The organism is Halobacteriovorax sp. HLS (genome assembly GCF_004006665.1).
GTDB lineage: Bacteria > Bdellovibrionota > Bacteriovoracia > Bacteriovoracales > Bacteriovoracaceae > Halobacteriovorax.
The window spans coordinates 128,934-153,846 of sequence record NZ_QOCL01000012.1; the positions used below are offsets into that span (position 1 = coordinate 128,934).

Sequence of the window (24,913 nt, forward strand, 5' to 3'; positions counted from 1 at the left end):
GATTTGGTAACCTCACTTTCTGTGAGGTTTTTTTTTCCTTTTTTTAATGGTTTAAGATAAATTAAGTTTAATTAACTTTTATTTACCAATCTTTAAGCTATTATATAATTATGAATAATGAGAAACGAAGAGTAATTATAATCGATGATGAGCCTGATCTTTTAGAGATTTGTGCCGATGCTTTCGAGATGGAAGATTACCAAGTATTGACGGCTGCAGATGGTAAGCAAGGGCTAGACCTTATTACTTCTAATGAGATTGATGTGATTATTTCTGATTCTTTTATGCCTGAAATGACTGGGTTAGAGTTATTATCCCACTTAAAAAATAGTAATACAGATTACCCTTTATTTTATCTTTCCACTGGTGCTATCGACATAACAGAGGAAGAATTAAAAGAAAAGGGGGCAACTGGTCTCATATCGAAACCTTTTGATTTAGATGAGATACTAGAGAGAATAAAAATCGATCTAGAAACTCGTAAAAATGAATCATAAAGAACTTGCAAAAAAATTCTTAGAAATTTCTCACGACTTCAAATTAGGGGATCTCCCTACTGAAGGACAACACCCTAAAACAATTGGCTTATCTCAATGGTCAAAAAGTAATCTACCGCTGGCCTTGGATAATATAAAGCAAATTGAGCAAGAAGTTCTTGAAGTCCTAAAAGCTAAGTTCGGCGAATTAAATTCTCTTAAGCAAGAGATTAGAGATACGTTTGAAACAGGTGGAAGAGTTTTCCTTTGTGGCTGTGGAGCTACTGGACGTTTATCTCTTTGCTTAGAGACTATATGGAAGAAAACTCAAAAGTCTAAAGAAAGTGTTCTCTCATTTATGGCCGGTGGAGACGTTGCTCTCATTCATTCAATAGAAAATTTCGAAGACTTCCCACAGTATGGAAGTAGACAATTACTAGAGTTAGGCTTTGGTGAAAATGATCTTCTTATTTCTACGACTGAAGGTGGAGAAACTCCATTTGTTATTGGAGCTACAGAACAAGCAGCGCAAACTTCTAAGAGAAGACCTTATTTTCTTTATTGTAATCCAGATGATATTTTAAGCTCTGTTGCCTTGAGGTCAAAGAAAGTAATAGAAAACAAAAATATTGAGAAAATTAATCTCACTGTGTCTCAGATGGTTTTGGCCGGAAGTACTCGAATGCAGGCCAGTACAATTCTAATGTTAGCTGCTGGAATTGGTCTTTTTAATTTAGATGAGATGTGGCTTAACAATCTTTCTGAGAATATTGATAATTTGAACTTTCACGACCTTGAAGACTTTATTATAGAAGAGTCCAAAATTTATCAATCTGGTGACAGTGTTCTTTATTTAAGCTGTGATGAATTGGCCATTAGTGTTCTTACTGATACCACTGAACGCTCTCCAACATTTAGTTTAATTTCATTTGAAAATATGCAATCTAGAACTTCTGATTATTCTCTTTGTTACTTAAGCCTGAAAAGCTCTTCTTCAATTGATGAAGCATGGTCAAAACTCTTGGAAAGACCTCCGAGGTGTTTAGAGTGGTCTGAGACTAAAGAACAAACTTCTCTATCACGCCTTAAAGGGTTTAATATTTCTAATGGACTTTTTAATCAGAGAGCTGATTATATAAATGGTAAAGATCAACTATTTGAAATTGAATTTCTGCAAGATGGATTTCATTTTAAACTGAATGAGTTGTCTAAAGACTGGCGTTTTAACTCAACTGATCTGTTAGCAAAGCACGTACTACTTAAGGTTTTGTTAAACACACATTCGACTCTGGTTATGGGTAGGCTTGATAGATACTCAAGTAATATTATGACGTGGGTTAGACCAAGTAATAATAAGCTAATCGATAGAACAATTCGTTATGTCCAAATACTTTTAAAAGAAAAAGGTATATCAAAAGAGTATGATGAAATTTGCTATGAGCTTTTTAAGCAATTGGAAAGTGCCTCAAGGTCTGAGGCCCTAGTTTTAAAAGTCTATAATGCAATCTTAGAAAGTTAAGAGTCTTTGTCAATTTCTTTCGTTTTACTTTGCTCTTCTTCGTTCATACCTTTTTTAAAGTTCGTAACTGCTTTGCCTAAAGCGCTTGCTAGCTGAGGAATTTTCTTACCTCCAAAAAGTAGTAAAACTACTGCAAGTATTAAGAGGCCTTCACCTAATCCAAAACTCATATATTTGTCCTATTCAAAAGGTTGGTTACTTAATAATTATCACATATTTTAACTAATCTTCAAAATTTATTATCTATTATGGTGAAAAGAATTTGTTTTGAATTTAGAATATATATCATATGAAACACTTTTTAATCGTCGACGATAACTTCGAGCATATTGATCTTCTTGTAACCTGTATTGAAGGAAGATTTGAGAACGAAATTCTTGTTGCAGGAACTGCGAGTGAAGCTCTCTTTGTTCTAGAAAATAGGCAAGATATAGGGGCCATTATTTGTGGCTATGATACTCCTAAAGGTAACGGAGGAGATGTTTATCAGAAGTACTGCGAACTCGGTTACAATATTCCATTTATTCTTTTAACAACTCGTAAGATAGAAGATCTTTCAGAGTTCAGTGACTTTTCAACTGCGAATGCCGTTTTACATCGCTATATTCAAAAGCCATATAAGATGAATCATTTATTGGAAATTTTAGATGATGTTCTAGATGACAAGAGTAGTGCTATTGATAGTAAGTATCGAAAAGTTAGATCTCAAACTTATATAAGTATACATAAAACAAATTTTCCTCTCTACGTGAAAATTAATAATGAAAAAATGATTCAAATTAATCAGTTTGGGGACGATAGTATTTCGCAAATACGAAAACTACAAGATAAGGGCCTAACCTTTATCTATCTTACAAGAGAAGATTATTCTCTATTTCTGAGAGAGAGTTATAGTTCTATGAGTGAAATTCTCTTAGATGAAAAGGCAGGAGCTTCTCAAAAAATTGATGCTCAATTTGATAGTGTCGATTCCTTTCATGAAGGGTTAACATTATTGGGGGTCCCTGAGAGATCCCTAGCTCTTGCCCAAGAGAGTATGAATGTTACAGTATCTAATCTAGAGAAGGTAAAAGGCTTGGGGCCTGTTCTTGCGAAGATTCTAAGTCGAAAAGGTTATGTTCAGCAGATCTCGCTTCTTACAAATTATATCTCTGTTGCTATTGCAAAAGAGACGAAGTTTGGAGATAGCAGAACTTATGAGAAGTTATCATTTGCTTCGATGTTTATGGATTTAAGTCTACAAGATGAAAAGGCCTGTGCAGTTATTGACGTTGCAAGAGCTGGCTTTAGGCAAGAGTTTGACTTTGGTACGAGATCTGAAATATTAGAACACCCTGCAAAGAGCTGTGAGTTGCTTGAATGTTATATGGACCTCTCTACTGATATAAAAACTATCATAATGGAACATCATGAAAGACCTAATGGGAGTGGTTTCCCAAGAAAGCTAACATCTTCGACAATTAGACCACTGAGTGGCTTTCTCATTTTGGCCCATGAATTTTCGCATAGGTTAATAAATGTACAAGAGAGTAAAGAGTCGGTTAAATCTATAATAGAAGACCTCCTTACTAACTATAGTAGTGGAGGTTTTAAAGTTCCCATCGAAGGTTTTATAAAGGTTTTTAATCTTAATAAATCTTAGACATATCCATTGTGTACTTTCCAGGAGAGTACTCTGCAAATCTCTTTGCTTTGATTTGCTTGTATATCTGTTTTGAGTTTGAAGAGCTAGAGTAAGGATAAATGGCTATGCCACCTCTTGGAGTAAATTCTCCAATAACTTCTAGAAATTTTGGTTTCATCAATTTTGTGAGGTCATTACAAATCTTTTGAATACAGTCTTCATGGAAGTCTCCGTGATTACGAAAGCTAAATAGGTAGAGCTTAAGTGACTTCGATTCAACCATCTTTTTGTCAGCAATATAATTTATATAAATTCTGGCAAAATCGGGCTGAGCAGTTTTAGGGCATAAGCTTGTAAACTCTGTACAAAGGAAAGTTGTCCACGCGTCATTGTTAGGATTCTTATTATCAAAGGCCTCAAGTACCTCAGGAGAGTAAGTATTTGCATACTCTGTATGGGTTTCTCCTAGAGAAAAGTTCTTAAGCTCTTTTGCGTCGCGTCCTTTTTTTTGTATAGTCTTTGTATTCTTTAAGCTCTTTGCCATCTTGCTTCCCCTTTTTATATAATTCAGGTACATTACCACACTTAAACAGTCAAAAAGAATTGAAAATATGACAGACATGAAAAATAAGTATGTAGGGCCTAGGGATTCACTTGGGCATAGGAAAACTAAGGTTGTTTTTGTACAACTTGGTTCTCCAAAATCACCGAGCACTAAAGATGTGAGAGTTTTTCTCAAGGAGTTCTTAGCGGACCCTCGAGTAGTTGATATCAACCCACTTCTATGGAAGATAATTCTAAATTGCTTTGTCCTACCGTTTAGGCCTGCGAGATCGGCAAAGCTTTATTCACGAATTTGGAATGGAACAAGTTTTCCTTTAATTGATAATACAGTCGCTTTTACAGATAAAGTAGCTACTCACATTAAGTCAGATAAAGTTGAAGTTAATCATGCTTTCTTACTTTCTTCTCCTACTGTTGCTGAAGTATGGGATGAATGGGAAAGAGAGTTAGAGACTTCGACAAGCGCTGCGACTGAATTACTTATTATTCCTATGTTCCCTCAATATTCTGAAAGTACTATTGCCTCAGGTATGGATGGATTCTTTGCTAATTTAAAGACAAGGGTTCAAATACCTCCTTTTAAATTTATGACCAACTTTCATAGATCTAAAGCATTCATTGATAATTCGGTTATTATGATTGATGAATGGTTAAAGTCTTTCAAAAATGCTGGTAACCCAAGTGATATCTTAATCATTTCTTTTCATGGTATTCCTAAGAGAAGAGTCATTTATAAGAAAGATATCTATATGCGCCACTGCTATGAAACTTACTTCTTATTAAGGGAGAAGGTTAAAGAAATTGATAGCTCGAAAGTTATAATTACTTTTCAATCTCGCTTTGGTTCTGAAGAGTGGCTGACTCCTTATACTGAGGATGTAGTAGAGGAGCTATGCTCTAAGGGGCATAAGAATATTTCTGTCTACTGCCCAAGCTTTGTTGCTGACTGTTTAGAAACAATTGATGAAATTGGAACTGAACTTAAAGAAACGGCCAATGAATTTGGTGGGGATATTCAATTTATCCCATGTCTTAATGAAGAAGAAAAGTGGTGTGAAGACTTCGCTCACTTTGTAGAAAATCAATGTGAAGCTCATGCTGTAGATAAGGCAAGAGACTTTTATTACTTAAAAGAAGAGGACTATCGAGAAATGGAAACACCTACTATGAAATCACCTCCGATGAGTGATAACGCGAAGAAGTCTTTAAAAATTGTTTTCTTTACACTTTTTTTAGATCTTGTAGGGTTTTCAATTATCTTTCCACTTTTTCCGGCCTTAGCAAAACACTATATTAGTGTCGATGGAGATAACTTCTTTCTAACTGCTATCTTTAGTGGAATAGAAAATTTAACACTAACTGGTGGAGCAGGGAAGCTCGAGTCTATTGTCCTTTTTGGAGGGGCCCTTGGAGCTTTATATTCACTACTGCAGTTTGTTGCAGCTCCAATCTGGGGAACAATTTCTGATCGAATAGGAAGAAGACCTGTTCTTTTAGTCTCTGTCTTTGGACTGGCCTTAAGTTATTTGATGTGGTTTTTCTCAGGAAGTTTCACAACTCTTATTCTAGCAAGATTTATTGGTGGAATCATGGGTGGGAATATCTCTACAGCTACGGCCGTTGTAGCAGATGTAACAACTAAGGAGAACCGATCTAAGGGAATGGCGACTATTGGAATCGCATTCGCGCTCGGATTCATTATTGGACCTGCAATGGGGGGAATAATGTCCATGATTGATTTAACTTCATACTATCCGCAACTGGCTAACTATGGAGTTAATCCATTCTCAATGGCCGCGGGCATTGCATTTGTCCTTAGTGCATTTAACTTATATTTTCTTTATAAGAACTTTGATGAATCTCTTCCTGAAGAAAAGAGAGGAAAGATTCAAACAAGTGAGAGAACATTCAATCCAATAGCATTATTTAAACCCCTTCCTTTCGCTGGAATTAATATAACTAACTTTGGTCACTTCTTCTTTCTTATGGCATTTTCGGGAATGGAATTTACCTTAACTTTCTTGGCAGTTGAGAGATTAAGCTACTCGTCTATGGACAATGCCTATATGTTCATTTTCTTAGGCTTCGTAATTGCCTTAGTTCAGGGTGGGTTTGTTAGAAGAAAGGCCGGTCAAATTGGAGAGAAGAAGGTTGCTCTGTTAGGGCTTATTTTACTTATCCCAGGATTGTTGGCCATTGGTTACGCTTCTTCGACATGGTTACTTTATGTAGGATTATTCTTTCTTGCCACTGGATCAAGTATGGCAATACCTTGTTTAACCACACTGGTTTCTCTGTACACGCCATCTGAGCAGCAAGGACATAGTATTGGAATTTTTAGATCTCTTGGAGCGCTTGCAAGAGTTATCGGACCTATTATTGCTTCAATAATTTATTGGAAATTTGGCTCAAGTTCGCCATATGTATATGGAAGTGCTTTTTTACTCATTCCAATAGCTATGATTTCGATGTTACCAAAGCCTGTTAAATAAAAAAAAGGAGCCTAGGCTCCTTTTTTATGCATTACATTCTGAAATTTGTGATTGTATAAAGTTTTGAATACCGATTTTTTTAATAAGACCTTGTTGTGTCTCAAGCCAATCAATATGTTCTTCTTCGCTATCAAGAATCGATCTTAAAAGATCTCTTGTTACATAGTCTTTCTTTGATTCACATAGAGCAATGTACTCTTTAAGCTCTGGAACAGCTTTATATTCTACTTCTAAGTCAGAAGCAATTAGCTCTTCAATATTTTGCCCTATCTTTAGACGATTAAGTTTTTGTAGATTAGGTAGACCCTCAAGAAATAAAATTCTTTTTATAATCTCGTCAGCATGTTTCATCTCATCGATCGAAGCATCGTATTCTAACTTTCCAAGCTTCTCAAGACCCCAGTCCTGTAGCATTCTCGCATGTAGAAAATATTGGTTAATAGCTGTTAGCTCATTTGCCAACACATTATTTAATGCATCGATAATTTCTTTATCACCTTTCATAGATACTCCATTGAATTGAAATTTAAATTAACTAGATTATAGGAAAGAGTGAGGATATGAGCAAATTACTTTTTACTTGTTGACGCATTTCGAGTTTTGGAAATTTCTTCTATTGCATCAATTAAGCAAATTCCACAACTATCGCCAACACCAAGATCTTTTAGTACATCTTGAGGTCTAGACTCAGGCTTAATTGCCTTTTCTAGTTGTTCTTGTGTAATGCCTTTACAGATACAAATATACATAAATTCCCTCTATAAGCTGTTGTTCATTATATCGGAATATAAATTCATTAGCTTAACTATTGTTAGATATTATATCATAAGTTTTATAAGTCAAACAATTATTTTTATGTGTAAACTATTGATAACACGTCTTGTAAGATTTTCAATAGTCTTGAGGTGTGTGCTGCGCTGGGTTAATGTGGTCTTATCAAATACATGGAAAATAGATGAAAAAACTTATTATATTAATATTTCTATCAATTATATCTCTTGAATCTAGAGGGAGCTCTATTGATTTGAACGATAGGGACTTCAATGTAACCCTAAATGAAAATCATGAAGTTGTTATTTTACATGATGGATATAATGCTCTTACAGAGAGGTTAGACTCCATAAATAGAGCCAAGCATACGATTGACCTTGAAACATTTATTTGGAACCAGGATATATCTGGAAAAATGATGGTTCTCGCTCTTATTAAGAAGGCACAAGAAGGAGTTAAGATTAGGCTTCTAATTGATACCTTCGTAGGAGCAGTAGGGCTTAATCCATTCATTGCTCATGAAATGATGAAAAGTGGAATTGAGATTAAGTACTATAATCCTTCTCCTACAGTTCGTGTTGTTGAGGCACAGTGGAGAAATCATAAAAAATCCATGACTATTGATAATATTGAGACAATTGTTGGTGGAAGAAATATTGGTGATGAATACTTTGATCTAAGTGAAGTGTATAACTTTGTAGATAGAGATGTTTTCATTAAAGGGCCAATTGTTAAACATGTTACGCACAGCTTTGAATCAATTTGGAACTCTAAAGAGTCTGTTTCTGCAAAAAGGCCAAAGAAGCCAAGTCGTAATGACCTAGCATATAAGCGTGGATCAAGGTCTCGTAGCTTAATTCAATTTAAAAGAGATTTAAAAACATGGAATGAAGATGTAGCAAAAGCAGTTACATTTGTTGATAGTTCTCTAGAAGATAGAGATTTAACTCAGAAGATTTATAATTTAGCGCTGTATCATTCTCCGATGCAATTAAGAGATACTTGTTCTAATGTTACCTTCGCTTCAGATCGTCCTTATTCTCACAAGACAGGAAAGACAAAGAGGATCTTAAAAGATGAAATAAATAGACGAATTCTAGCAGCGAAGAAAAGTATTCAGATTGAAAGTCCTTATTTTATTCTAAATGAGAAAACTAAAAGTATTTTAGATGAAGTTAATGAAAAAGGTATTGAGCTATCTCTATTAACTAATTACCTCTATAGTACAGATGCAATATATGTTGCAGCTGCTTTCAATAATATAATAAAAGAGTGGTTAAGAAAGGGAATGAAAATTTTTCTTTACTCAGGTGATACTCAAACTGATTACGCAACTGTGAGTGAAGAAGTTCAGGCCTCAAGATGGGGGACTCATGCGAAGTCTATCGTATTTGATGACTCATCTATTATGATTGGATCATATAACTTTGATCCTAGAAGCTATAATTTCTCTGCAGAGTTGGCATTCTTTTGTAATGATAATAAAACTTTTGCAAGAGATCTTAAAGAAGATATGGATCAGAGAAAGCTCGATTCACACTTTATGGACTCAGAAGACACAATTGATGAAACTCGTTTCCAAAGAATTGGTACAATGAAGAGAATTGCCTATTATATTTTAAAAATACCTTCGACAGTTTTTAGCTTCTTGCTTTAATTGATTAATGCACTTTGAACCTGGCAAAGAATCTCCTTTGCCACATTTAAATCACAAATACTTTCAAGTGTTTCAAATCCCGGAGTAGGATTTACTTCTAATAAGTACAGCCCATTGTCCGTTTCAGCAATATCAATTCCTCCGTAGAATAAGTCTGTATTTCTTCTTATCGAATTATAAAAAGATATAAGCTCATCGGTTAGGTTCTTTGGTTCAATTTTGTAGCAATCAGATCTATCTGCATTAAGTCTGAAGTCGTATTTATCTTTAGGGTTTTTTTCAAATGCACCGTAAATATGATCACCTATAAAAAAGAGTCTAAACTCTCTTTTGATTTTTAATCTAGGTTGAATAATGAACTTTTGATCCTTGAGATAATAATAGGCCTCTAATTGAGACATTAATGAATCTATTCCTCTACAAAGACTTATGCCGTGCCCCTTATTTCCACGAGTGGGTTTAATTAGGTATTCATCCTTAACTACATCACTAGCGTCTCGAAATTCTAGCTGCTCGATGCGACCAGAAGATATTGGTCCTCTAAAAGCTTTTGTTTGTGGTGTCGAAACCCCAAGAGAGCTAAGTAGTATGTGAGCAGATAATTTATCTCTAAAACTTCTGCAATCTTCAACAGGGTTTAGAACCATGGTTCCAAGGTCTGACCAGTTTTTGGCCAACTGAAGATCAAAGTCGTCATATAAAGTTCCCGAGTAGCGATTAAATACTACTGATGCAGGACACTTTTGCGCTTCTTCCCAGTGACCAGACTCATAAATATTTTGATGAGATGCGGGAATATTTAAGCTTCTGGCCTCTTGTAAAAGCCTAGAAGTAGAATAAAGTTGACTATTTTGTGAAATAATAAGTACTTTCATATGCAAGTTCTTGAAAAAAGGGTATTTTTTTAATGTTCCTTAGGGTTATAATCTAAGGGTATTTTATCATAGGATTCTTCAAAATGGTGTCTTCGAAGTTAACTTTTACTTTTCTTATTCTAGCGCTACTTAGCTCTTGCGCTCGGCCTTCTTTTTTAAAAGATAGTTCTGAAGAAAAACAAGCTAACGAGCTTAAATCCGTTAAGGTCCCTGTTGTAGAAGTGGCCCCTAAGCCTGTGGTAAAAGAAAAGAAAGTACTACCTAAATTGGAGCTTTGGCCAAAAATTGCTCAAAATAACAAAGTTGCTAAGTATTGTAAGAAAGTTGATAAGAAGTTTCATCACTGGGGATGGGGAAAGAGTAGATGCCAGAATATTGAATGGCTAAACGTAAGAACTTCTCATTTAGGAGACCCTCTCATTTGGGCAGTATATGGTGATGAGTCGAAGCTTAAAGAAGGCTCTGTTGATATGACCCTTATTCTATGTGGAGTTCATGGAGACGAAATTACCCCGATAAAGTTTTGTTTCGATATCATTCATCACTTAGAAAGAGTTACTAAGAATCACTTACCAGGTCACGAAGACCTTAAAGATAAGTTGGTTGTAGTTGCTCCAATTGTTAATCCTGACTCTTTTTTTAAAAGAAGACCTACCCGTACTAATGCTAGAGGTGTGGATGTTAATAGAAACTTCCCAACAAAAGACTGGTCTAAGGATGCACGAAGACTTTGGATCTCTAGATATAAGAGAGACAAGCGTCGTAACCCAGGTAGATCAGCCCTTAGTGAGCAAGAGACAGTTTTTCAGGTAAACCTTATTAAAAGGTATTCTCCAGCTAAGATTATCTCTGTACACGCTCCTTTAACTATTATTGACTATGATGGGCCTGAGTTTGCTGAGCATAGTCATGAAGCAGGTCAATTTGTTGTTCCAAATGCTAAGCAATTACTCGTTCAGATGAGTCAAAAGGCAAATGACTATAAAATTAAGAATTATCCATTTTTCCCAGGAAGCTTAGGGAATTATGCTGGTAACGAAAGAAAAATTCCTACATATACTATTGAGTTGCCTACTTCTGATAATCGCAGACATAAAGATTATTGGAATACCTTTAAAGATGCGATTCATTCTGCAATCACTCATGATATGAACAAAGATGTTGAAGTTGCTACGGCGCCTGATGAGGACAAAGCAGCTACAACTAACTAGAATCGCTATTTAAATTTCAGCTTTGAGTCTTTATTGTTGACGATAAATATAGTTTCTCATATTCATAAGTATTGAACATGAGAGGAATATTTTGGAACAACTTGTCTTAAAGTCTGAGCTTAAGAATCTTAAAGTACCTGAGATCGAGTATATTAACTCAAATTCTGTTAATTCAGTTTATTCGAATGCTATCCATATAATTGGTTTTGAATTCGATGGAACTGCCTGTTTTAGAAAAGGGACTAAAGATGGCCCTGATGCTCTTAGAGAAGTAAGCGAAGGAATTGAGGATTATTCTCCGTATATGGATATGGAAACATGCTCAATTGCACCATACTATGATTTAGGTAATTTATCCGTTGGAACAAGTGATGATATTGATGCCAACTGGTTAATGGCCACTGAGCAATTCTTTGATATTTTCTCAGATATTAATCTAGAAAAATCAGGTGTTAAAATTTTAACTTTAGGTGGTGAGCATTCAATTTCTTATGCTCCAATCAAAACTTACCTAGATAATTACGATGATCTTGTACTTGTTCATTTAGACGCTCATGCAGATTTGAGAGATGGTTACTTAGGTCACCATCATTCTCACGCATCAATTATTCGAAGATCATTAGATCATTTTAAAGACTCTCATGAGCTTATTCAGTATGGAATTCGCTCTGGTACTAAAGAAGAGTTTGAATGGATGAATGAGAATAAAACTATTAGAAAATCAAGACAAGAGTTCTTGGCTTCCATTGAAAAGATTGATGACAATAGACCTATTTACTTAACACTGGATCTTGATTACTTTGATCCTAGTTTTCTTCCTGGGACAGGAACGCCGGAAGCTGGTGGAGAAGACTTTCACTCATTTATTTCACTGGTAAAAATTTTAAAGAATAAGAACTTTGTAGGCTGTGATGTTGTGGAGTTATCCCCATCTATTGATAGCTCTGGTAATAGTAATGTTTTTGCAACAAAGGTTGTAAGAGAACTTTTATTGGCATTGGCTTAAGGATTATATGAAAAATTGGACAACAAAAGACTCATTAGATTTATATAAAATTGATAAATGGGGAGAAGGGTACTTCTCTGTTAATAGTAAGGGAAATCTTTCTGTAAACCCAGAATCGAAAAAGTCTTTAAGCATTGATATTAATGAAGTCATTGAAGAGATGAAAGAGCAAGGTGTAACTTTTCCCGTGGTTATAAGATTCCATGACATTCTTCGCTCGAGAGTTAAGCAGATCAATAAAACTTTTCGCTCTGTCATTGAAGAAGCAGAGTATGAAGGTCGATATCAAGGTGTTTATCCAATAAAAGTAAACCAAATGCGTGAAGTGGTTGAAGAAATCGTTGATGCTGGAAAGATTTATGATTATGGGCTCGAAGCTGGTAGTAAGCCAGAGCTCTTAGCAGTTCTTTCAATGAATGATAGCAAGAAATGCTTAACTATCCTTAACGGTTATAAAGATGATGAATATATGCGCCTTGCCTTACTTGGAAATAAAGTAGGTCGCAAGATGATTATTGTTATCGAGAAGTTCTCAGAAATTGAAAAAATTATTAGAATTAGTAAAGAATTAAATGTTCAACCTCTTGTAGGTCTTCGTGGAAAAATGAGTGTCGCTGGTTGTGGTCGTTGGGCAGGTTCAACTGGAGAGAGAGCTAAGTTTGGTCTATCAGTTTCTGAAATGATTCAGGCCGTAGAAATCTTCACTAAGAATGATATGATTGATTCCATTAAGTTATTTCACTTTCATATTGGATCACAGATTCCTGAGATTAGATCTTTTAAGGAAGCTGTTAGTGAGGGGGGGAGAATTTATGCTAAGCTCGTCCAAATGGGAGTTCCGCTAGAATATTTTGATGTTGGTGGGGGACTTGGCGTAGATTATGATGGTACTCGCTCCAATAATGAATCATCTACAAACTATAATTTTACAGAGTATGTCTCGGATATCGTTTATTCGCTAAAACAAATTTGCGATCTTGAAGGTGTTACCCACCCTCATATTGTAACAGAGTCGGGAAGAGCTATTACTGCTCACCATTCTTGTGTGGTGACAAATGTTATTGATAAAATCGAAGCGGCAAATGATTTTAATACTAAAAAAGAAACAGGTGAGCATATCTTTGTTTCTAATATGCGTGAAATAGAAGCAGAACTTTATGAAAGACACTCATTGCAAGAATCATTTAATGATGCCGCTAAACTTAAAGAAGATGCTTTAAATGCTTTTAAATTGGGAATTCTAAGCTTGAGTGAAAGAGCTAAGATTGAAACTATCTTTAATAAGATTAATCTTTTCATAGAAAATGAAACGTCTAAATTAGAGATCATTCCAGAAGAGTTGCAGATTCTTACAAATGACAATTCTCCAAAGTATCTATGTAACTTTTCTGTTTTTCAGTCAGCTGCAGATAGTTGGGCCATTGGACAAGTTCTTCCAGTAGTGCCTATTACGAGATTAAATGAAGAGCCAACTGTAAATTGTTCAATTGCAGATATTACTTGTGATAGTGATGGGAAGATCGATCGCTTTATTGAGATTAATGGCCAAGAGAGTACATTCCCAGTGCATGATCTGAAAAAAGATGAAGATTACTACCTAGGAATATTTTTAACAGGAGCTTACCAGGATGTTATGGGAGATATGCATAATCTCTTTGGTCGACTTAATGAAGTTCATGTTTTTAAAGATGAAGAAGATCCAAGTGGGTTTTACATTGAAGAAATTATTAAAGGGCAATCTTGCTCGAAGGTTCTTTCGACAATGCAGTACAATCCTAAGTATATGGCCTATTCTGTTAAGAAAGTTATTGATAGAGAAATCAGTAGAGGGAAGATTCCTGCTCGAATGGGTGTTAAACTCGTTGATTTTTATGAAGACTGTTTAAAAGGTTATACTTATTTAAAAAACTAGCTCTATGATACTTTTTCCTCAAGCGAATCCAGTTTCACAAGAGGAATGTTTAAGATAAAGGTTGTATTCCTTGAGTCTGTATCAAGCTCAAGGTTGCCACCGTGAAAATGTGCTATCCTTTGACAAATACTAAGACCTAGGCCCGTTCCTTTACCAACTTCTTTGGTGGTGAAAAATGGGTCCATGATTTTTTCTTGTATTTCTTTTGAAATTCCATTTCCTGAGTCTATAACTTTAAATTGAATAAAGTTACGATTGCACTCAGCTTCTAAACGTATCCACTTTTGACCATGATCATTAATCGCGTGGCTTGAATTAACAATTAAATTTATAAGAACTTGTATGATCTGTGATGGTAGGGCCTCGATAAACTTATCTTCCTCTAACTTTGTATATGTGATCGTAATATCCTTATCACTTTTAAATCCGGCCTCAAGAGACGCAACATCATTGATGATTTCATTTACACTTACTTTTATAAGAGAATCGGCAATTGAATGTCTTGAAAGCTTCTTCATTCCTAAGATGATATTTGTAACTCTATCAATATGTTGCATATTTTGTTCTAATTTCTTCTTGAGTACCTGTGCATCAATATCTTCATTCTTTTTTAATTGCCGAAGTAATTTAAACGTATTCATTTGAATAACTGTAATAGGATTATTTATTTCGTGTGCAACACCTCCGGCCATGAGACCGAGAGACTCGAACTTTCCTTTTTGAACTAAGAGAGCATAGTCATCCTTTACTCTTGAAATGAGTTTGTTTAAAGTATTAACTAGGTCTTGAATTTCAGTGATAGTCGACTCTTTATCCATAGAAATCATCGTTAAATTGCCAACCTTTAACAAGTTAATCTCATCAATGATTTTCATGAGTTCACTCAATACTTTCTTCTCTATTACTAAGTATGTTAAACCTAAAATAAATGAAACAAAGAAGACAACTACTAAGGTGAATGTTATAAAAGCTTCTTTTCCTTTTATTGTTGTCTTTGGAATATGATCAATTCTGTAGACTAGAAATTTATTTGAACCTATCTTGATTGAAGAGTACTTATAGAAAATAGTCTCACTCTTCTTTATTGCTTCATTCTTTTTATTTGATACGCCTTGTAAAGAAACCTTAATACGTACTCTGCTTAGCATATTCTTAAAGTATGCTTGATCAAGTCGTTTGAGCATAATCAAAGTTCCCCTAGGAGGAGCTTTTTGAAAGCTATCTGAAATAGGTTGTGCTGATGCTATCCATACACCATGATTCTCAAGTTCTATAATTGTTTTGGTATTTCTATAGTCACTATAAACCTGTAATAGATTTGACTGTTTTAGAACTTCTGATAACAAGTCCGTTGATGGTTTCTTGATCTTTTCTTTTTCAATTGCAGATGCGTGAACAATTTTGTTGTTATTTGTATATATAATCAGATCAATTGGTAAGTTCTTGAGGCTTTCGTAGGAGAAGTTCTCCGCCGCGTAGGAAGAGTTTTTCTTTTGAATATAATCGTATGTCTCACTCCAAGCTGCCCAATCGGCGGTTGTTAAAGATAGGGCCTCAGTGTCTTTATTTATTTCATTTAAAATAACCTGTTGAGCATCTTTGATTTGCGAAAGTTCTAGATCATAGAATTTTGTATTGAAGACTTGACTCGATATCGTTATCAAGGAGCCTATAAGCAACATTATTGCTAAAAAAAATGTAAGTAGAACTTTTGATTTAACTCTCATAGTTGTCATTATCGACAGATAAGAATTATTTTTATACTTAAGAAAAGTTAATTTTATCTAAAAAGTAATGGCCCATTCATTCGAATGGACCATTATTTGAAGATCAACAGGGCGTAGCTTAGTCTATAAACCAAGCAAAGTAATTATCGACAAAGTTTATTTTATCTTTAGAGATAATTGAGCTTTTGTTTGTAAGTTGTCTAAATGCTTTCGTTGTTAAACTTGCTTAAGACTAAGCTAGGTTATTGACTATAAAATCGTAATGTTCTTTTTTGACAGGCTGAATTGATAATCTAGATCCTTTTTGGACTAGTATCATATCTTTTAACTCAGGAAGCTCTTTTAATTTACTAAGTTCAATCACAGATTTAAATTTCTTCTTAAAGCATACTTCTACCATGAACCAGCGCGGAGATTCCTTTGTGGACTTTGGGTCATAATATGCAGACGACTTATCCCAACAGGTTGGGTCAGGGTGAGATTCCATACTTACTTTGGCCACTCCTGCAATTCCTGGAACTTTACAACTAGAGTGATAAAAGAGGATAAGGTCACCTTTTTTCATTTCGTCTCGCATGAAGTTTCGTGCCTGATAGTTTCTTACACCATCCCAAGACTCTTTTGAGTCTGGTCTCTCTCTTAAATCATCTATAGAGAAAGTATCGGGCTCACTTTTCATGAGCCAATACTTCTTAGTCATTCTTTATAAGTTCTTTAAGATTATTACGAACAAAAGTAGGCAGAGCAAAAGCTGCTTTATGAATACCTTTGTTGTAGTAAGTAAAATCAAGTCCAGACTTTTCAACTCTAGCCTCATCAAAATCATTTACCGGATGATACTTCTTAGTAGCAAAAGTAAATGACCATAGTGAACCTGGATAGGTTAGGTTTGAAAATGTGTAAAGAAATACATTCCCAAAAACTTGATCCAGAACTTCAATCAAGCCTTTTTGAATATGAGTGTCATACCAAGGAGATTCACCTTGAGATACAACAATACCGTCTTCAGTTAGGCAATCTTTTACATCGTTGTAAAACTCTGGACCAAATAGTGGTGCCGCAGGTCCAATTGGGTCTGTCGAATCTACTAGTATTACGTCAAATTTTTCTTTAGTTTCTTTAACAAACTTAACTCCATCACCAATAATTAAGTTCATTTTTGGATGATCAAGATCTTTTGCTGTAAGAGGAATAAACTCTCTACATGCATCTACTACCATTTTATCAATTTCAACCATTGTACACTTTTGGACACCTTGGTGGCGTATAACTTCTCTCGCTGTTCCTCCATCACCGCCTCCGATGACAAGAACATTTTTAGGATTTGGATGAACAAAGAGAGGTACGTGAGAAATCATATCATGATAAGAGAACTCATCTCTTTCCGTCACCATGATTAGGCCATCATTAAGCAGCATCTTTCCGTGTCCCTTAGTTTGAACAACATCGACAGATTGGAACTCTGATTGCCCCGAAAATAAAGTCTTTTCTACTTCAAATTTATATGACGAATGTTGTGTTTGGAATTCTTCAATCCATAAGCTTGATTTCATTTATATCTCCAATTTATATGCTGAATAATTTTCTCTTTCTTTACTATAGAAGTGAGCAAACTCTACGTGATAACCACAAGGAATTCTCTCTCTCACAATTGATCTATTAGTATAGTCCTTAGGAATATTATCTAAGTTAGTTTCAAATCCATTAGGATTAAAAGTCATAAGGTCAAATGACTGTGGAGTTAAGGCCTCTAGTATAATTGGTGCAAACTCCACTAAGTTTAAAGATGATTCAAAACTTACGTAACTTGAGTCCTCTTGAGGTGTTACGTGTATTGTAAGGTAGTCGTCACCCTTGATCGCATTTAGGCTATATCCAAAAGGTGTAAATACATAGTCATCAATTTTAAACTCAGGGATTAATTGATCTAGGCACAGTAATTCTCTAATTTGTTGTGCGTTTAAGTCACTCTTGGTGAGGTTTTGACTTGCTTGTGGTGAAATATGATAAATCAATAGCTCATAAGTAAGGTCATTACTCTTTGGAGTATAGCACTTGTCTAGATGAAATAGGTAATTATGGTGAGCGTCCATATGACCAAAGCGAAGGGCCGTTCCAGAAAAAAGCTCTTGTAGTTTTTTTACGTCATCTAGGAAGTGAGTTTTTTGTAAATGAGAGAAGTACTCATTCTTTCTTTGAAAAATAATTTGCTCAACACTGTCTTTAGAAAACTTTTCAGTGAAGAAAAGTATTGAGTTAATCAAAATTGTTTGACCACAAGTTAATATAGTAAAGCGATCGTCAAATACGAATAAGCTCGACTCACTAAGTAGGTAAGCATCTACTGATTCATTTGAGATTTTTGATAGAATAGTGGCCTCACATTTAGCTACTAACTCACTCCAAAATGCATCGTCTAATTCTCTTAATGATTTTCCATCGAGGTTTACAATAACCTCTGCCTTCTTTTCTGAGCCTTCAAAAAACAACTCTGATCTCCTTGATTTCAATAATTCTCTATGTTTAACATCGTTTGTTTCGATAGCAAATCACTATTAAAAATCTGTGAAAAAAATAAGTATCCAAAATTATACCTAACTGTTTGAAAATACGTTAAACGCCAATTTTACTAGGCAATAATGCTTAAGCTTTTTACTCATCTTCCCGAATAGACAATAGATAAAGTTTTACCCTTAAGGAGTTATATATGCTTGCGAGTTTTTCAGAATTTAAATTCTACCAATCGTTTAGAATTCCGGTAGAAGATGCAGATGATCTTCGCTTCTTATGTGAAAAGTATGATGAGCTTGGTAAGGCATCTTATATATCTGATGCAAAGCTAGTCGATATATCAGTTACTGGTCTAGGGTTTTCGACTCGAGAGAGAATTAGTGTAGGTGATGAGATTACAATCTCTTTACAGTTTAAAAGACAGCACCTTGATTTATCTGGAAAAATTGTAAGAGCATTTTCTGATTCCATTGAAGATGATGAAATCATCTACGGATTAGAGATTGATGCTGAAAGAGAGCTCAATAAATTTCTAGAAGTTTATGTGATGAGCTTTTCTACTGATCGTTTGAAAGAGTGTCTTATCGATTCGGCCCTTAAAGAAAAGTATACTAAGGCCTCTGAAGGCTTTGAAATGTTCTCTCTTCTTTTATCTTTATTTAAAGATATAACTTACTTCGGAGATAAAGAAGGCTTTTTAGATACGATGCTTTCGGAAGTTGTTCGTATTTTAAATGCACAAAGAGCATCTATTTTTCTAATTAATCCTGAAACTAATGAGTTAGAGGCCATTGGAGCTTTAGGAGTAGATAAAGATAAATTAAAATTTGATTATAGACTTGGTATCGCGGGTTCAGTTTTTACAACAGGAGTCGCTCTAAATATAGATATCCAGTCTGATAAGAGTAGGTTTAATGACCACTTTGATAAGTCATTTGGTTATGAAACAAAGTCTATTATTTGTCACCCTATACATAATAGAGAAGATAAAATCATTGGTGTTATTCAAATCTTAAATAAGAGAAACCAAGATCGCTTTACAGTAGAAGATGAAAAAACAATGAAAGTTTTAGCTCTTGTTTTCTCTTCAGTTTTTCATGGCTTCAATCCAATGAGTGAGACTAGTCAGATTCGAAGATTCTCTACACCATTTGATCGTAAGCACGCTCTAATTGGTAAGACTTCTCACGTTGCCTCTTTAAGAAGTGCCATTCTTAAAACGAAAGATTTAGATTCTCCACTTCTTATTCAAGGTGAAAAAGGTGTAGGTAAGAAATTATTTGCTAAAATTATTCATCACGAAGGTTGTCGTGGACTAAAAGGATACGAAGTTATTCGTTGTGAGGAGCCTAAAAGAGATGAACTTCATAAAGAATTATGGGGAACTGGTGAGGGTGAATGTGTCTTTAATAGAGTTGCTGGAGGAACGGTTGTTCTTCATAATATTACGGCACTGTCAATTGATGAGCAAAGAGAGTTATATTCAGTTCTAAGCAATAGAAAAGTTCCTGGTACAATTGTAAGTATTGACGTTAGAGTCATTGCTACAGCTGATAAGGACCTTGGAGATTTAGTTGATAAAGGAGAGTTTGATAGAGATCTCTATGAGTATCTATCTAAGGCATTTATAAATATGGAACCACTAAGAAGAAGAATCGATGATATTGATCTATTAGTTGATTACTTCTTAAAAATAGAATGTAAAAAGCAAGGTCTACTACTTAAGAACTTTTCTCCTAAAGCTATGGAGAAGTTTAAAGATTATGATTGGCCAGGCAATATTACAGAACTTAGAAAGTGTATTGAACGTGCAGTTCTTTATAATCCTAAGGCACATATAATTACTGAGGTTGCGATTGATAATAGTGCTTCTCCTTTACTAGATATTTCGGTTAAGCAAAGAATGTTTGGAGAAGTTCCACACGTTACTGACTATAAATTACCTCTTAAAGAAAGAGTTGCTCTTATTGAAAGAGAGATGATCTTAGCAGAGATTAAAAGAAATAATGGTAATAAGTCTAAGGCCGCCAAAGAGATGGGAATCTCTAGAGAGGCCTTAAGAAAGAAATTACTACAATCTTCACAGGTACTAGAAACTGTTGAAGGAAATGAGGATGCATCTGAAAAAGAGGCAGCTTAATCTCTTTGATATTTAATTAAAATACTTCTGGTTTTAGGACTATCTCTGAATTCACAGAGATAGATTCCTTGCCAGGTTCCTAACTGTAATTGAGAGTCTTCTACAATAAACCCTAAATTTTGATTTACAAGCATCGTTTTCATATGTGAAGGGGAGTCATCTTCACCTTCGTCTGTATGTTCTATAAAAGCTAAGTTTCTAGGCGCGAGGTGTTTCAAGAATCTTTCGAGATCTTCTTTTGCACTTGGGTCATAGGATTCATTTATAGTTAGTCCACAACTAGTATGTTGTACAAAGATATGTAGAACTCCAGAGCTTGAGCCATTCAACAGAGATCCTAGGCACTCTTTAATTTGTTCAGTTATATTGTAGAATCTCTCTCCACTGGTTTTGATTTGTATTTTGGTAAAACTCACTTTGAACTTCCTATTTTGAATAAAGAACATTATTCTCAACCTTTTAGGGTAAATTGTCGATAATAGGATATAGTAATTTTTTAGGAGAATGGGTTGAGCTTTTTAGAAGTACTCTATCAGCAGATGGGAATCAAAGACGTTGTCGACATTGGTGTCGTCTCGATTATCCTTTATCAAATTCTGCGAATAGTACAAGGTACCAGAGCTCTACAAATACTTCTTGGTCTCGTTTTAGTCCTGTGTTTGTGGGGAATTGGACTTTACTATAAACTTTATTCTCTAAATTGGATTCTAACTCACTTCTTTGAGTACTTTGTTCTTATTTTTATTATTCTGTTTCAAGATCAACTTAGATCCGCCCTGGCCAGTGTTGCTACGGGGAGACGAGTTTTCTTTGGAGTATTTTCGCGCAAAAGAGATACTCTAGAGATTGAAGAGATTGTTGAAGCGACAAGTGTTCTTAGTAAAGAGAAAATTGGCGCGCTAATTGTATTTGAACGAGACCACGGGCTCGAAAATATCATTAACACTGGAACTCGGTTAAATAGTGAAATACATAGTGACTTAATTTATTCAATTTTTCAGTCTAGCTCTCCTTTACACGATGGGGCCATTTTAATTCAGGGCTCTAAAATTGCGGCCGCAGGATGTTTTCTGCCTCTATCGAATAATGTAGAAATTGATAGACACCTAGGAACCAGGCATCGTGCAGCTCTTGGGATTTCTGAGATTTCTGATGCTATTGTCGTTACCGTTAGTGAGGAAAATGGGAAAATGAATGTTTGTGTCGATGGTTCGTTCTATCTGTGTTCGAATGAAAATCAGCTTAGACAATATTTAAAACATTTATGGTCAAATGAGAAATTAGATAAGAATCTTAAACCAATACAGCAAAGGGTAGTAGAATGAAACGCTTTGGTAGAGGTTTAGAAAAAGATGATGCACTTTCAAGACACTTTCTAAAGCTAGTAAGTGTTCTATTTGCTTCATTCCTATGGTTCTACGTTTTAAACTCCGAGCCGCAGATTGTTGAGCAGTCTATGCATCTACGTTTATTGACTCCTGCTGGAAAGAGTATTTCTAATATCGTTCCTCAGAAAGTTGCGGTAAAAATAAAAGGCTCAAGGGCCTTTGTAAGAACTGTACTAAATCAAGAGTTAAGTGTTGTTGTCGATTTAAAGAAATACTCGGTTAACAAGAAAGGCGGTTTTCGTGTCTTTCTTACTCATTCTGATGTAACTGTGCCCTTTGGAGTAGAAGTAATTAGCATTACTCCTGAGAGTTTTAATGTTGAGCTTCAAAAAGAAATTAGAAAAGAAGTCGCTGTTAAACCTGTCCTAACTGGTAATATCGCGCCAGATTTAAAATTGATAAATACATCAGTTTCTCCAAAAACGGTTCTGATTTCAGGCCCAATTGAAGTAATGAGAAAGGTCTCTAAAGTTCAGACTGTTCCTATCGATATTTCATCTCTTCAAGGAGAAGGTGACATAAAAATAGCCTTGGCCGACTTAGATCAGAGAGTTTCTATTGATAGAAATACGCCAGTCGACTTTAATTATACGCTCAAACCGCGTAAGGCGAATCTCACTTTAAAGAAAATTAAAATCAGCTTTCTATCTACTTCAACGAAGATATCCTCTAAGGTTAAGTACGTCTCTTTGGACGTATTGGCACCGGAAGGGGTGCGTCTAAATAAGTCTGACATCCAAATTATAGCTGAAGTTCCTGAAAGCAAAGGAACGCACAGTGTAAAATTGCGTGCAAACTTGCCAGAAGGCATTCATCTTTTGCAAATTAACCCCCAATCTATTAATGTAAGCACTCGTTAATATGCAGCTCACACTAGTGGGCTCTATACATTTATGAAGGAAACCCATGTCGGAAAGAAAGTTATTCGGTACAGATGGAATTCGTGGTAAAGCGAATATTTATCCAATGACTCCTGAAGTGGCAACAGCTCTTGGTAGGGCCGTTACTCACTATTTTCAAGGTCACACTAAGAGAAAGAAGCCTCTTATCATTGTTGGTAAGGATACGCGCTTAAGTTGTTATATGTTTGAACAAGCTTTTGCAGCAGGTGTATGTTCTCAAGGGGGAGAGGTGATTCTTACTGGACCTCTACCAACTCCTGGTGTTGCCTTTGTAACTGATTCGATGAGGGCCGATGCAGGCGTAATGATTAGTGCGTCTCACAATCATTACTCAGATAATGGGATTAAAATCTTTGATAGCAATGGTCATAAACTCCCTGATGAAGTTGAGCTTGAGCTTGAAGAACTGGTTTTAAATTTACAACTGATGCCGGTTAAAGTTGGTGGTGACTTAGGAAATGCTAAGAGACTTAGAGAAGTTTTTGGTAGGTACTTGGTGCACGTAAAGTCCGCCATTTCGAACTCTTGTAAAATGGATCAAATGAGAGTCGTTCTCGACTGCGCCAATGGAGCAGGCTACAGAGTTGCACCAATGATGTTCGACGAGCTTGGTGTAGAAGTCATTCCTTTAGGAGTGAAGCCAAATGGTCAAAACATTAATTTAAATAGCGGCTCTCTTCATCCTGAACAAGCGGCAGAATATGTTAAGCAATACAGAGCAGACCTTGGGGTTTGTCTAGATGGTGATGCCGACAGAGTTGTCATCATTGACGAAGATGGAGATGTTGTAGACGGCGACGTTTTAATAGGTCTTTTCGCAAAACTCTTACTCGATAAGGGAAGCTTGAAAAAGGGTGATACAGTTGTTGGAACGGTAATGTCTAATTTAGGATTAGAAAACTATATTAAATCCATAGGACTGAACTTTCATAGAACAAAAGTAGGCGATAGATATATTGTAGAGCATATGCGTGATAAGAATTGCATTCTTGGAGGAGAACCTTCAGGGCATGTTATTTTCGGAGAGTATGCAACAACTGGAGACGGTTGTCTGGCCTCTTTAAAAACAATCGAGGCGATGAAATTCTATGATAAGAAATTAAAAGAGCTTACAAAGGAAATTAAATTATTTCCTCACATCGTAAAGAACGTAACAGTAAGAGAGAAAAAACCTCTAGAAGAAATTCCATCTATTGTGAGTGCTCTTGCTGAAATCGAAAAGGAGTTAGGTTCGAAAGGAAGAATCTTACTTCGTTATTCAGGAACTGAGCCTCTTGCAAGAGTTATGGTTGAAGGAGAATCCTTGAGTACTGTAAACTCTATATGTGAAAGATTAGTAGACCTTGTTAAAAGGGAATTAGGTAATTAATGAAGACGAGATTAGGTGTCAATATCGATCATATCGCAACACTTAGACAGGCCAGAGGAGAGAGTTATCCTTCGGTTGTTGACGCAGCCACGACTGTCTTAAGAGAGGGTGCTGATCAAATAACAATTCATTTAAGAGAAGATAGACGCCACATTCAAGATACCGATGTTGAGGCCGTCTACTTGGTCACGAAGAAATTTGGGAAGCCTCTCAATTTTGAGATGGGTTGCAGTGACGAAATAATTGAGATTGCTATCGCAACTGGACCAGATTGGGTTTGTCTTGTTCCTGAAAAAAGAGAAGAACAAACTACTGAGGGTGGACTAGACTTAATTGATTCAAAGAACTTTGAGAAAGTAAAAACAACTTGTGACTATCTAAAGTCTAAAGTTGAGGGATTAAAAATCTCCTTATTTCTTGAAGCTAACCCTGAAGTCTTAGAAAAAGCTTCCCAGCTTAATATAGATGCAGTTGAAATACATACAGGTGACTATGCTAAGGCATTTGTTCATGATGAAGATTATTCGCATTTTTTAGAAACCTTCAGCACTGCTAAGAAGTTGCTCGTTTCAAAAGGTATTGGTTGCCATGCTGGTCATGGACTTACTCAAAGCAGCTTAATGCCACTAATAGAAAATAATTTATTTGAAGAATATAATATTGGTCATTGGATCATTTGCCAGGCCGTCTTTGATGGACTAGGTAATGTCGTTAATAAAATGGCCTCTAGTATGGAAAAATTCCCTTATACAAAGTAATTAAAAGAGAG

The 24,913-nt window shown here is 35.4% G+C and carries 23 protein-coding genes; 13 read left to right on the forward strand and 10 right to left on the reverse strand.

Going from position 1 to position 24,913, the window contains the following annotated elements; genetic code table 11:
• Positions 1–110: 110 nt before the first annotated feature.
• Both DPQ89_RS12975 and DPQ89_RS12980 read left to right on the forward strand, forming a co-directional pair.
• Positions 111–497, forward strand: a complete 387-nt coding sequence (locus DPQ89_RS12975; protein ID WP_127717451.1) for a response regulator — start codon at positions 111–113, stop codon at positions 495–497.
• Positions 487–1,995, forward strand: a complete 1,509-nt coding sequence (locus tag DPQ89_RS12980; RefSeq protein ID WP_127717452.1) for a hypothetical protein — start codon at positions 487–489, stop codon at positions 1,993–1,995. The genes DPQ89_RS12975 and DPQ89_RS12980 overlap by 11 nt, the downstream gene beginning before the upstream one ends.
• Here DPQ89_RS12980 and tatA read toward each other — a convergent pair.
• The gene (tatA, locus tag DPQ89_RS12985; protein ID WP_127717453.1) at positions 1,992–2,165 is read right to left on the reverse strand and encodes a twin-arginine translocase TatA/TatE family subunit; all 174 of its coding nucleotides are present in this window, start codon (positions 2,163–2,165) and stop codon (positions 1,992–1,994) included. The two genes, DPQ89_RS12980 and tatA, sit on opposite strands and share 4 nt — an antisense overlap.
• Positions 2,166–2,284: 119 nt before the next feature.
• Between tatA and DPQ89_RS12990 the strand changes: the two genes are divergently transcribed.
• Positions 2,285–3,637: a response regulator gene (locus tag DPQ89_RS12990; RefSeq protein WP_127717454.1), complete on the forward strand. Its 1,353-nt coding sequence runs from the start codon at positions 2,285–2,287 to the stop codon at positions 3,635–3,637.
• On the opposite strand, the gene queF is transcribed toward DPQ89_RS12990, so the two are convergent.
• Positions 3,624–4,163: a preQ(1) synthase gene (queF, locus tag DPQ89_RS12995; protein WP_127717455.1), complete on the reverse strand. Its 540-nt coding sequence runs from the start codon at positions 4,161–4,163 to the stop codon at positions 3,624–3,626. The two genes, DPQ89_RS12990 and queF, sit on opposite strands and share 14 nt — an antisense overlap.
• Positions 4,164–4,239: 76 nt before the next feature.
• On the opposite strand from queF, the gene hemH reads away from it, so the two are divergent.
• Positions 4,240–6,675, forward strand: coding sequence for a ferrochelatase (gene hemH, locus DPQ89_RS13000; protein ID WP_164848394.1), 2,436 nt, complete (start codon positions 4,240–4,242; stop codon positions 6,673–6,675).
• Positions 6,676–6,699: 24 nt separating this feature from the next.
• Here the strand turns inward: hemH and bfr are convergent, their stop codons facing one another.
• A complete protein-coding gene (bfr, locus tag DPQ89_RS13005) occupies positions 6,700–7,179 on the reverse strand; it encodes a bacterioferritin (protein WP_127717457.1) in 480 nt (159 codons plus the stop codon).
• A 65-nt stretch (positions 7,180–7,244) separates the two neighbouring features.
• A complete protein-coding gene (locus tag DPQ89_RS13010) occupies positions 7,245–7,424 on the reverse strand; it encodes a bacterioferritin-associated ferredoxin (protein ID WP_127717458.1) in 180 nt (59 codons plus the stop codon).
• A 206-nt stretch (positions 7,425–7,630) separates the two neighbouring features.
• Between DPQ89_RS13010 and DPQ89_RS13015 the strand changes: the two genes are divergently transcribed.
• Entirely contained in the window at positions 7,631–9,103 is a 1,473-nt protein-coding gene (locus DPQ89_RS13015) for a phosphatidylserine/phosphatidylglycerophosphate/cardiolipin synthase family protein (RefSeq protein ID WP_127717459.1), read from the forward strand.
• Here DPQ89_RS13015 and DPQ89_RS13020 read toward each other — a convergent pair.
• Entirely contained in the window at positions 9,100–9,978 is an 879-nt protein-coding gene (locus DPQ89_RS13020; RefSeq protein WP_127717460.1) for a RimK family alpha-L-glutamate ligase, read from the reverse strand. The genes DPQ89_RS13015 and DPQ89_RS13020 overlap by 4 nt on opposite strands.
• Before the next feature lie 86 nt (positions 9,979–10,064).
• Here DPQ89_RS13020 and DPQ89_RS13025 point away from each other — a divergent pair, with 86 nt between their 5' ends.
• The 3 genes from DPQ89_RS13025 (at position 10,065) to speA (ending at position 14,107) form a co-directional block, all read left to right on the forward strand.
• Positions 10,065–11,189, forward strand: coding sequence for a M14 family zinc carboxypeptidase (locus DPQ89_RS13025; RefSeq protein WP_164848395.1), 1,125 nt, complete (start codon positions 10,065–10,067; stop codon positions 11,187–11,189).
• Between the two features lie 91 nt (positions 11,190–11,280).
• Positions 11,281–12,195 carry an agmatinase gene (gene speB, locus DPQ89_RS13030; protein ID WP_241558852.1) on the forward strand — a complete coding sequence of 305 codons (915 nt, stop codon included), beginning with the start codon at positions 11,281–11,283 and terminating at the stop codon, positions 12,193–12,195.
• A gap of 7 nt (positions 12,196–12,202) precedes the next feature.
• Positions 12,203–14,107, forward strand: a complete 1,905-nt coding sequence (gene speA / locus DPQ89_RS13035; RefSeq protein WP_127717462.1) for a biosynthetic arginine decarboxylase — start codon at positions 12,203–12,205, stop codon at positions 14,105–14,107.
• Between the two features lie 2 nt (positions 14,108–14,109).
• Here the strand turns inward: speA and DPQ89_RS13040 are convergent, their stop codons facing one another.
• The 4 genes from DPQ89_RS13040 to DPQ89_RS13055 form a co-directional block, all read right to left on the reverse strand.
• Positions 14,110–15,843 carry a CHASE4 domain-containing protein gene (locus DPQ89_RS13040; protein ID WP_127717463.1) on the reverse strand — a complete coding sequence of 578 codons (1,734 nt, stop codon included), beginning with the start codon at positions 15,841–15,843 and terminating at the stop codon, positions 14,110–14,112.
• Between the two features lie 223 nt (positions 15,844–16,066).
• A complete protein-coding gene (locus DPQ89_RS13045) occupies positions 16,067–16,534 on the reverse strand; it encodes an EVE domain-containing protein (protein ID WP_127717464.1) in 468 nt (155 codons plus the stop codon).
• On the reverse strand, positions 16,527–17,387 hold the full coding sequence (gene speE / locus DPQ89_RS13050; protein WP_127717465.1) for a polyamine aminopropyltransferase: 861 nt from the start codon (positions 17,385–17,387) through the stop codon (positions 16,527–16,529). The genes DPQ89_RS13045 and speE overlap by 8 nt, the downstream gene beginning before the upstream one ends.
• Positions 17,388–18,323 (reverse strand): adenosylmethionine decarboxylase, encoded by a 936-nt coding sequence (locus DPQ89_RS13055; protein ID WP_127717466.1) that lies wholly within the window; start codon positions 18,321–18,323, stop codon positions 17,388–17,390.
• Between the two features lie 218 nt (positions 18,324–18,541).
• On the opposite strand from DPQ89_RS13055, the gene DPQ89_RS13060 reads away from it, so the two are divergent.
• On the forward strand, positions 18,542–20,485 hold the full coding sequence (locus DPQ89_RS13060) for a sigma 54-interacting transcriptional regulator (RefSeq protein WP_127717467.1): 1,944 nt from the start codon (positions 18,542–18,544) through the stop codon (positions 20,483–20,485).
• Here the strand turns inward: DPQ89_RS13060 and DPQ89_RS13065 are convergent.
• Positions 20,482–20,901, reverse strand: a complete 420-nt coding sequence (locus DPQ89_RS13065; RefSeq protein WP_164848396.1) for a secondary thiamine-phosphate synthase enzyme YjbQ — start codon at positions 20,899–20,901, stop codon at positions 20,482–20,484. The two genes, DPQ89_RS13060 and DPQ89_RS13065, sit on opposite strands and share 4 nt — an antisense overlap.
• A gap of 93 nt (positions 20,902–20,994) precedes the next feature.
• Between DPQ89_RS13065 and cdaA the strand changes: the two genes are divergently transcribed.
• The 4 genes from cdaA to DPQ89_RS13085 are packed head-to-tail and all read left to right on the forward strand — an operon-like array spanning position 20,995 to position 24,902.
• Positions 20,995–21,810 carry a diadenylate cyclase CdaA gene (gene cdaA, locus DPQ89_RS13070; protein ID WP_127717469.1) on the forward strand — a complete coding sequence of 272 codons (816 nt, stop codon included), beginning with the start codon at positions 20,995–20,997 and terminating at the stop codon, positions 21,808–21,810.
• Positions 21,807–22,733 (forward strand): YbbR-like domain-containing protein, encoded by a 927-nt coding sequence (locus DPQ89_RS13075; RefSeq protein ID WP_127717470.1) that lies wholly within the window; start codon positions 21,807–21,809, stop codon positions 22,731–22,733. Before cdaA ends, DPQ89_RS13075 begins: the two co-directional genes overlap by 4 nt.
• A 46-nt stretch (positions 22,734–22,779) precedes the next feature.
• A complete protein-coding gene (gene glmM, locus DPQ89_RS13080) occupies positions 22,780–24,144 on the forward strand; it encodes a phosphoglucosamine mutase (protein ID WP_127717471.1) in 1,365 nt (454 codons plus the stop codon).
• Positions 24,144–24,902, forward strand: coding sequence for a pyridoxine 5'-phosphate synthase (locus DPQ89_RS13085; protein WP_127717472.1), 759 nt, complete (start codon positions 24,144–24,146; stop codon positions 24,900–24,902). Before glmM ends, DPQ89_RS13085 begins: the two co-directional genes overlap by 1 nt.
• Positions 24,903–24,913: the final 11 nt, after the last annotated feature.

Excerpts from the sequence above, each read along its gene's own strand:
- DPQ89_RS12980 (WP_127717452.1), top strand. The coding sequence starts at position 487 with ATGAATCATAAAGAACTTGCAAAAAAATTCTTAGAAATTTCTCACGAC.
- bfr (WP_127717457.1), bottom strand. The coding sequence starts at position 7,179 with ATGAAAGGTGATAAAGAAATTATCGATGCATTAAATAATGTGTTGGCA.
- tatA (WP_127717453.1), bottom strand. The coding sequence starts at position 2,165 with ATGAGTTTTGGATTAGGTGAAGGCCTCTTAATACTTGCAGTAGTTTTA.
- DPQ89_RS12975 (WP_127717451.1), top strand. The coding sequence starts at position 111 with ATGAATAATGAGAAACGAAGAGTAATTATAATCGATGATGAGCCTGAT.
- DPQ89_RS13010 (WP_127717458.1), bottom strand. The coding sequence starts at position 7,424 with ATGTATATTTGTATCTGTAAAGGCATTACACAAGAACAACTAGAAAAG.
- DPQ89_RS13020 (WP_127717460.1), bottom strand. The coding sequence starts at position 9,978 with ATGAAAGTACTTATTATTTCACAAAATAGTCAACTTTATTCTACTTCT.
- DPQ89_RS13075 (WP_127717470.1), top strand. The coding sequence starts at position 21,807 with ATGAAACGCTTTGGTAGAGGTTTAGAAAAAGATGATGCACTTTCAAGA.
- speA (WP_127717462.1), top strand. The coding sequence starts at position 12,203 with ATGAAAAATTGGACAACAAAAGACTCATTAGATTTATATAAAATTGAT.
- DPQ89_RS13060 (WP_127717467.1), top strand. The coding sequence starts at position 18,542 with ATGCTTGCGAGTTTTTCAGAATTTAAATTCTACCAATCGTTTAGAATT.
- hemH (WP_164848394.1), top strand. The coding sequence starts at position 4,240 with ATGAAAAATAAGTATGTAGGGCCTAGGGATTCACTTGGGCATAGGAAA.
- speE (WP_127717465.1), bottom strand. The coding sequence starts at position 17,387 with ATGAAATCAAGCTTATGGATTGAAGAATTCCAAACACAACATTCGTCA.
- DPQ89_RS13040 (WP_127717463.1), bottom strand. The coding sequence starts at position 15,843 with ATGACAACTATGAGAGTTAAATCAAAAGTTCTACTTACATTTTTTTTA.
- queF (WP_127717455.1), bottom strand. The coding sequence starts at position 4,163 with ATGGCAAAGAGCTTAAAGAATACAAAGACTATACAAAAAAAAGGACGC.
- DPQ89_RS13015 (WP_127717459.1), top strand. The coding sequence starts at position 7,631 with ATGAAAAAACTTATTATATTAATATTTCTATCAATTATATCTCTTGAA.
- DPQ89_RS13085 (WP_127717472.1), top strand. The coding sequence starts at position 24,144 with ATGAAGACGAGATTAGGTGTCAATATCGATCATATCGCAACACTTAGA.
- DPQ89_RS13045 (WP_127717464.1), bottom strand. The coding sequence starts at position 16,534 with ATGACTAAGAAGTATTGGCTCATGAAAAGTGAGCCCGATACTTTCTCT.
- glmM (WP_127717471.1), top strand. The coding sequence starts at position 22,780 with ATGTCGGAAAGAAAGTTATTCGGTACAGATGGAATTCGTGGTAAAGCG.
- DPQ89_RS12990 (WP_127717454.1), top strand. The coding sequence starts at position 2,285 with ATGAAACACTTTTTAATCGTCGACGATAACTTCGAGCATATTGATCTT.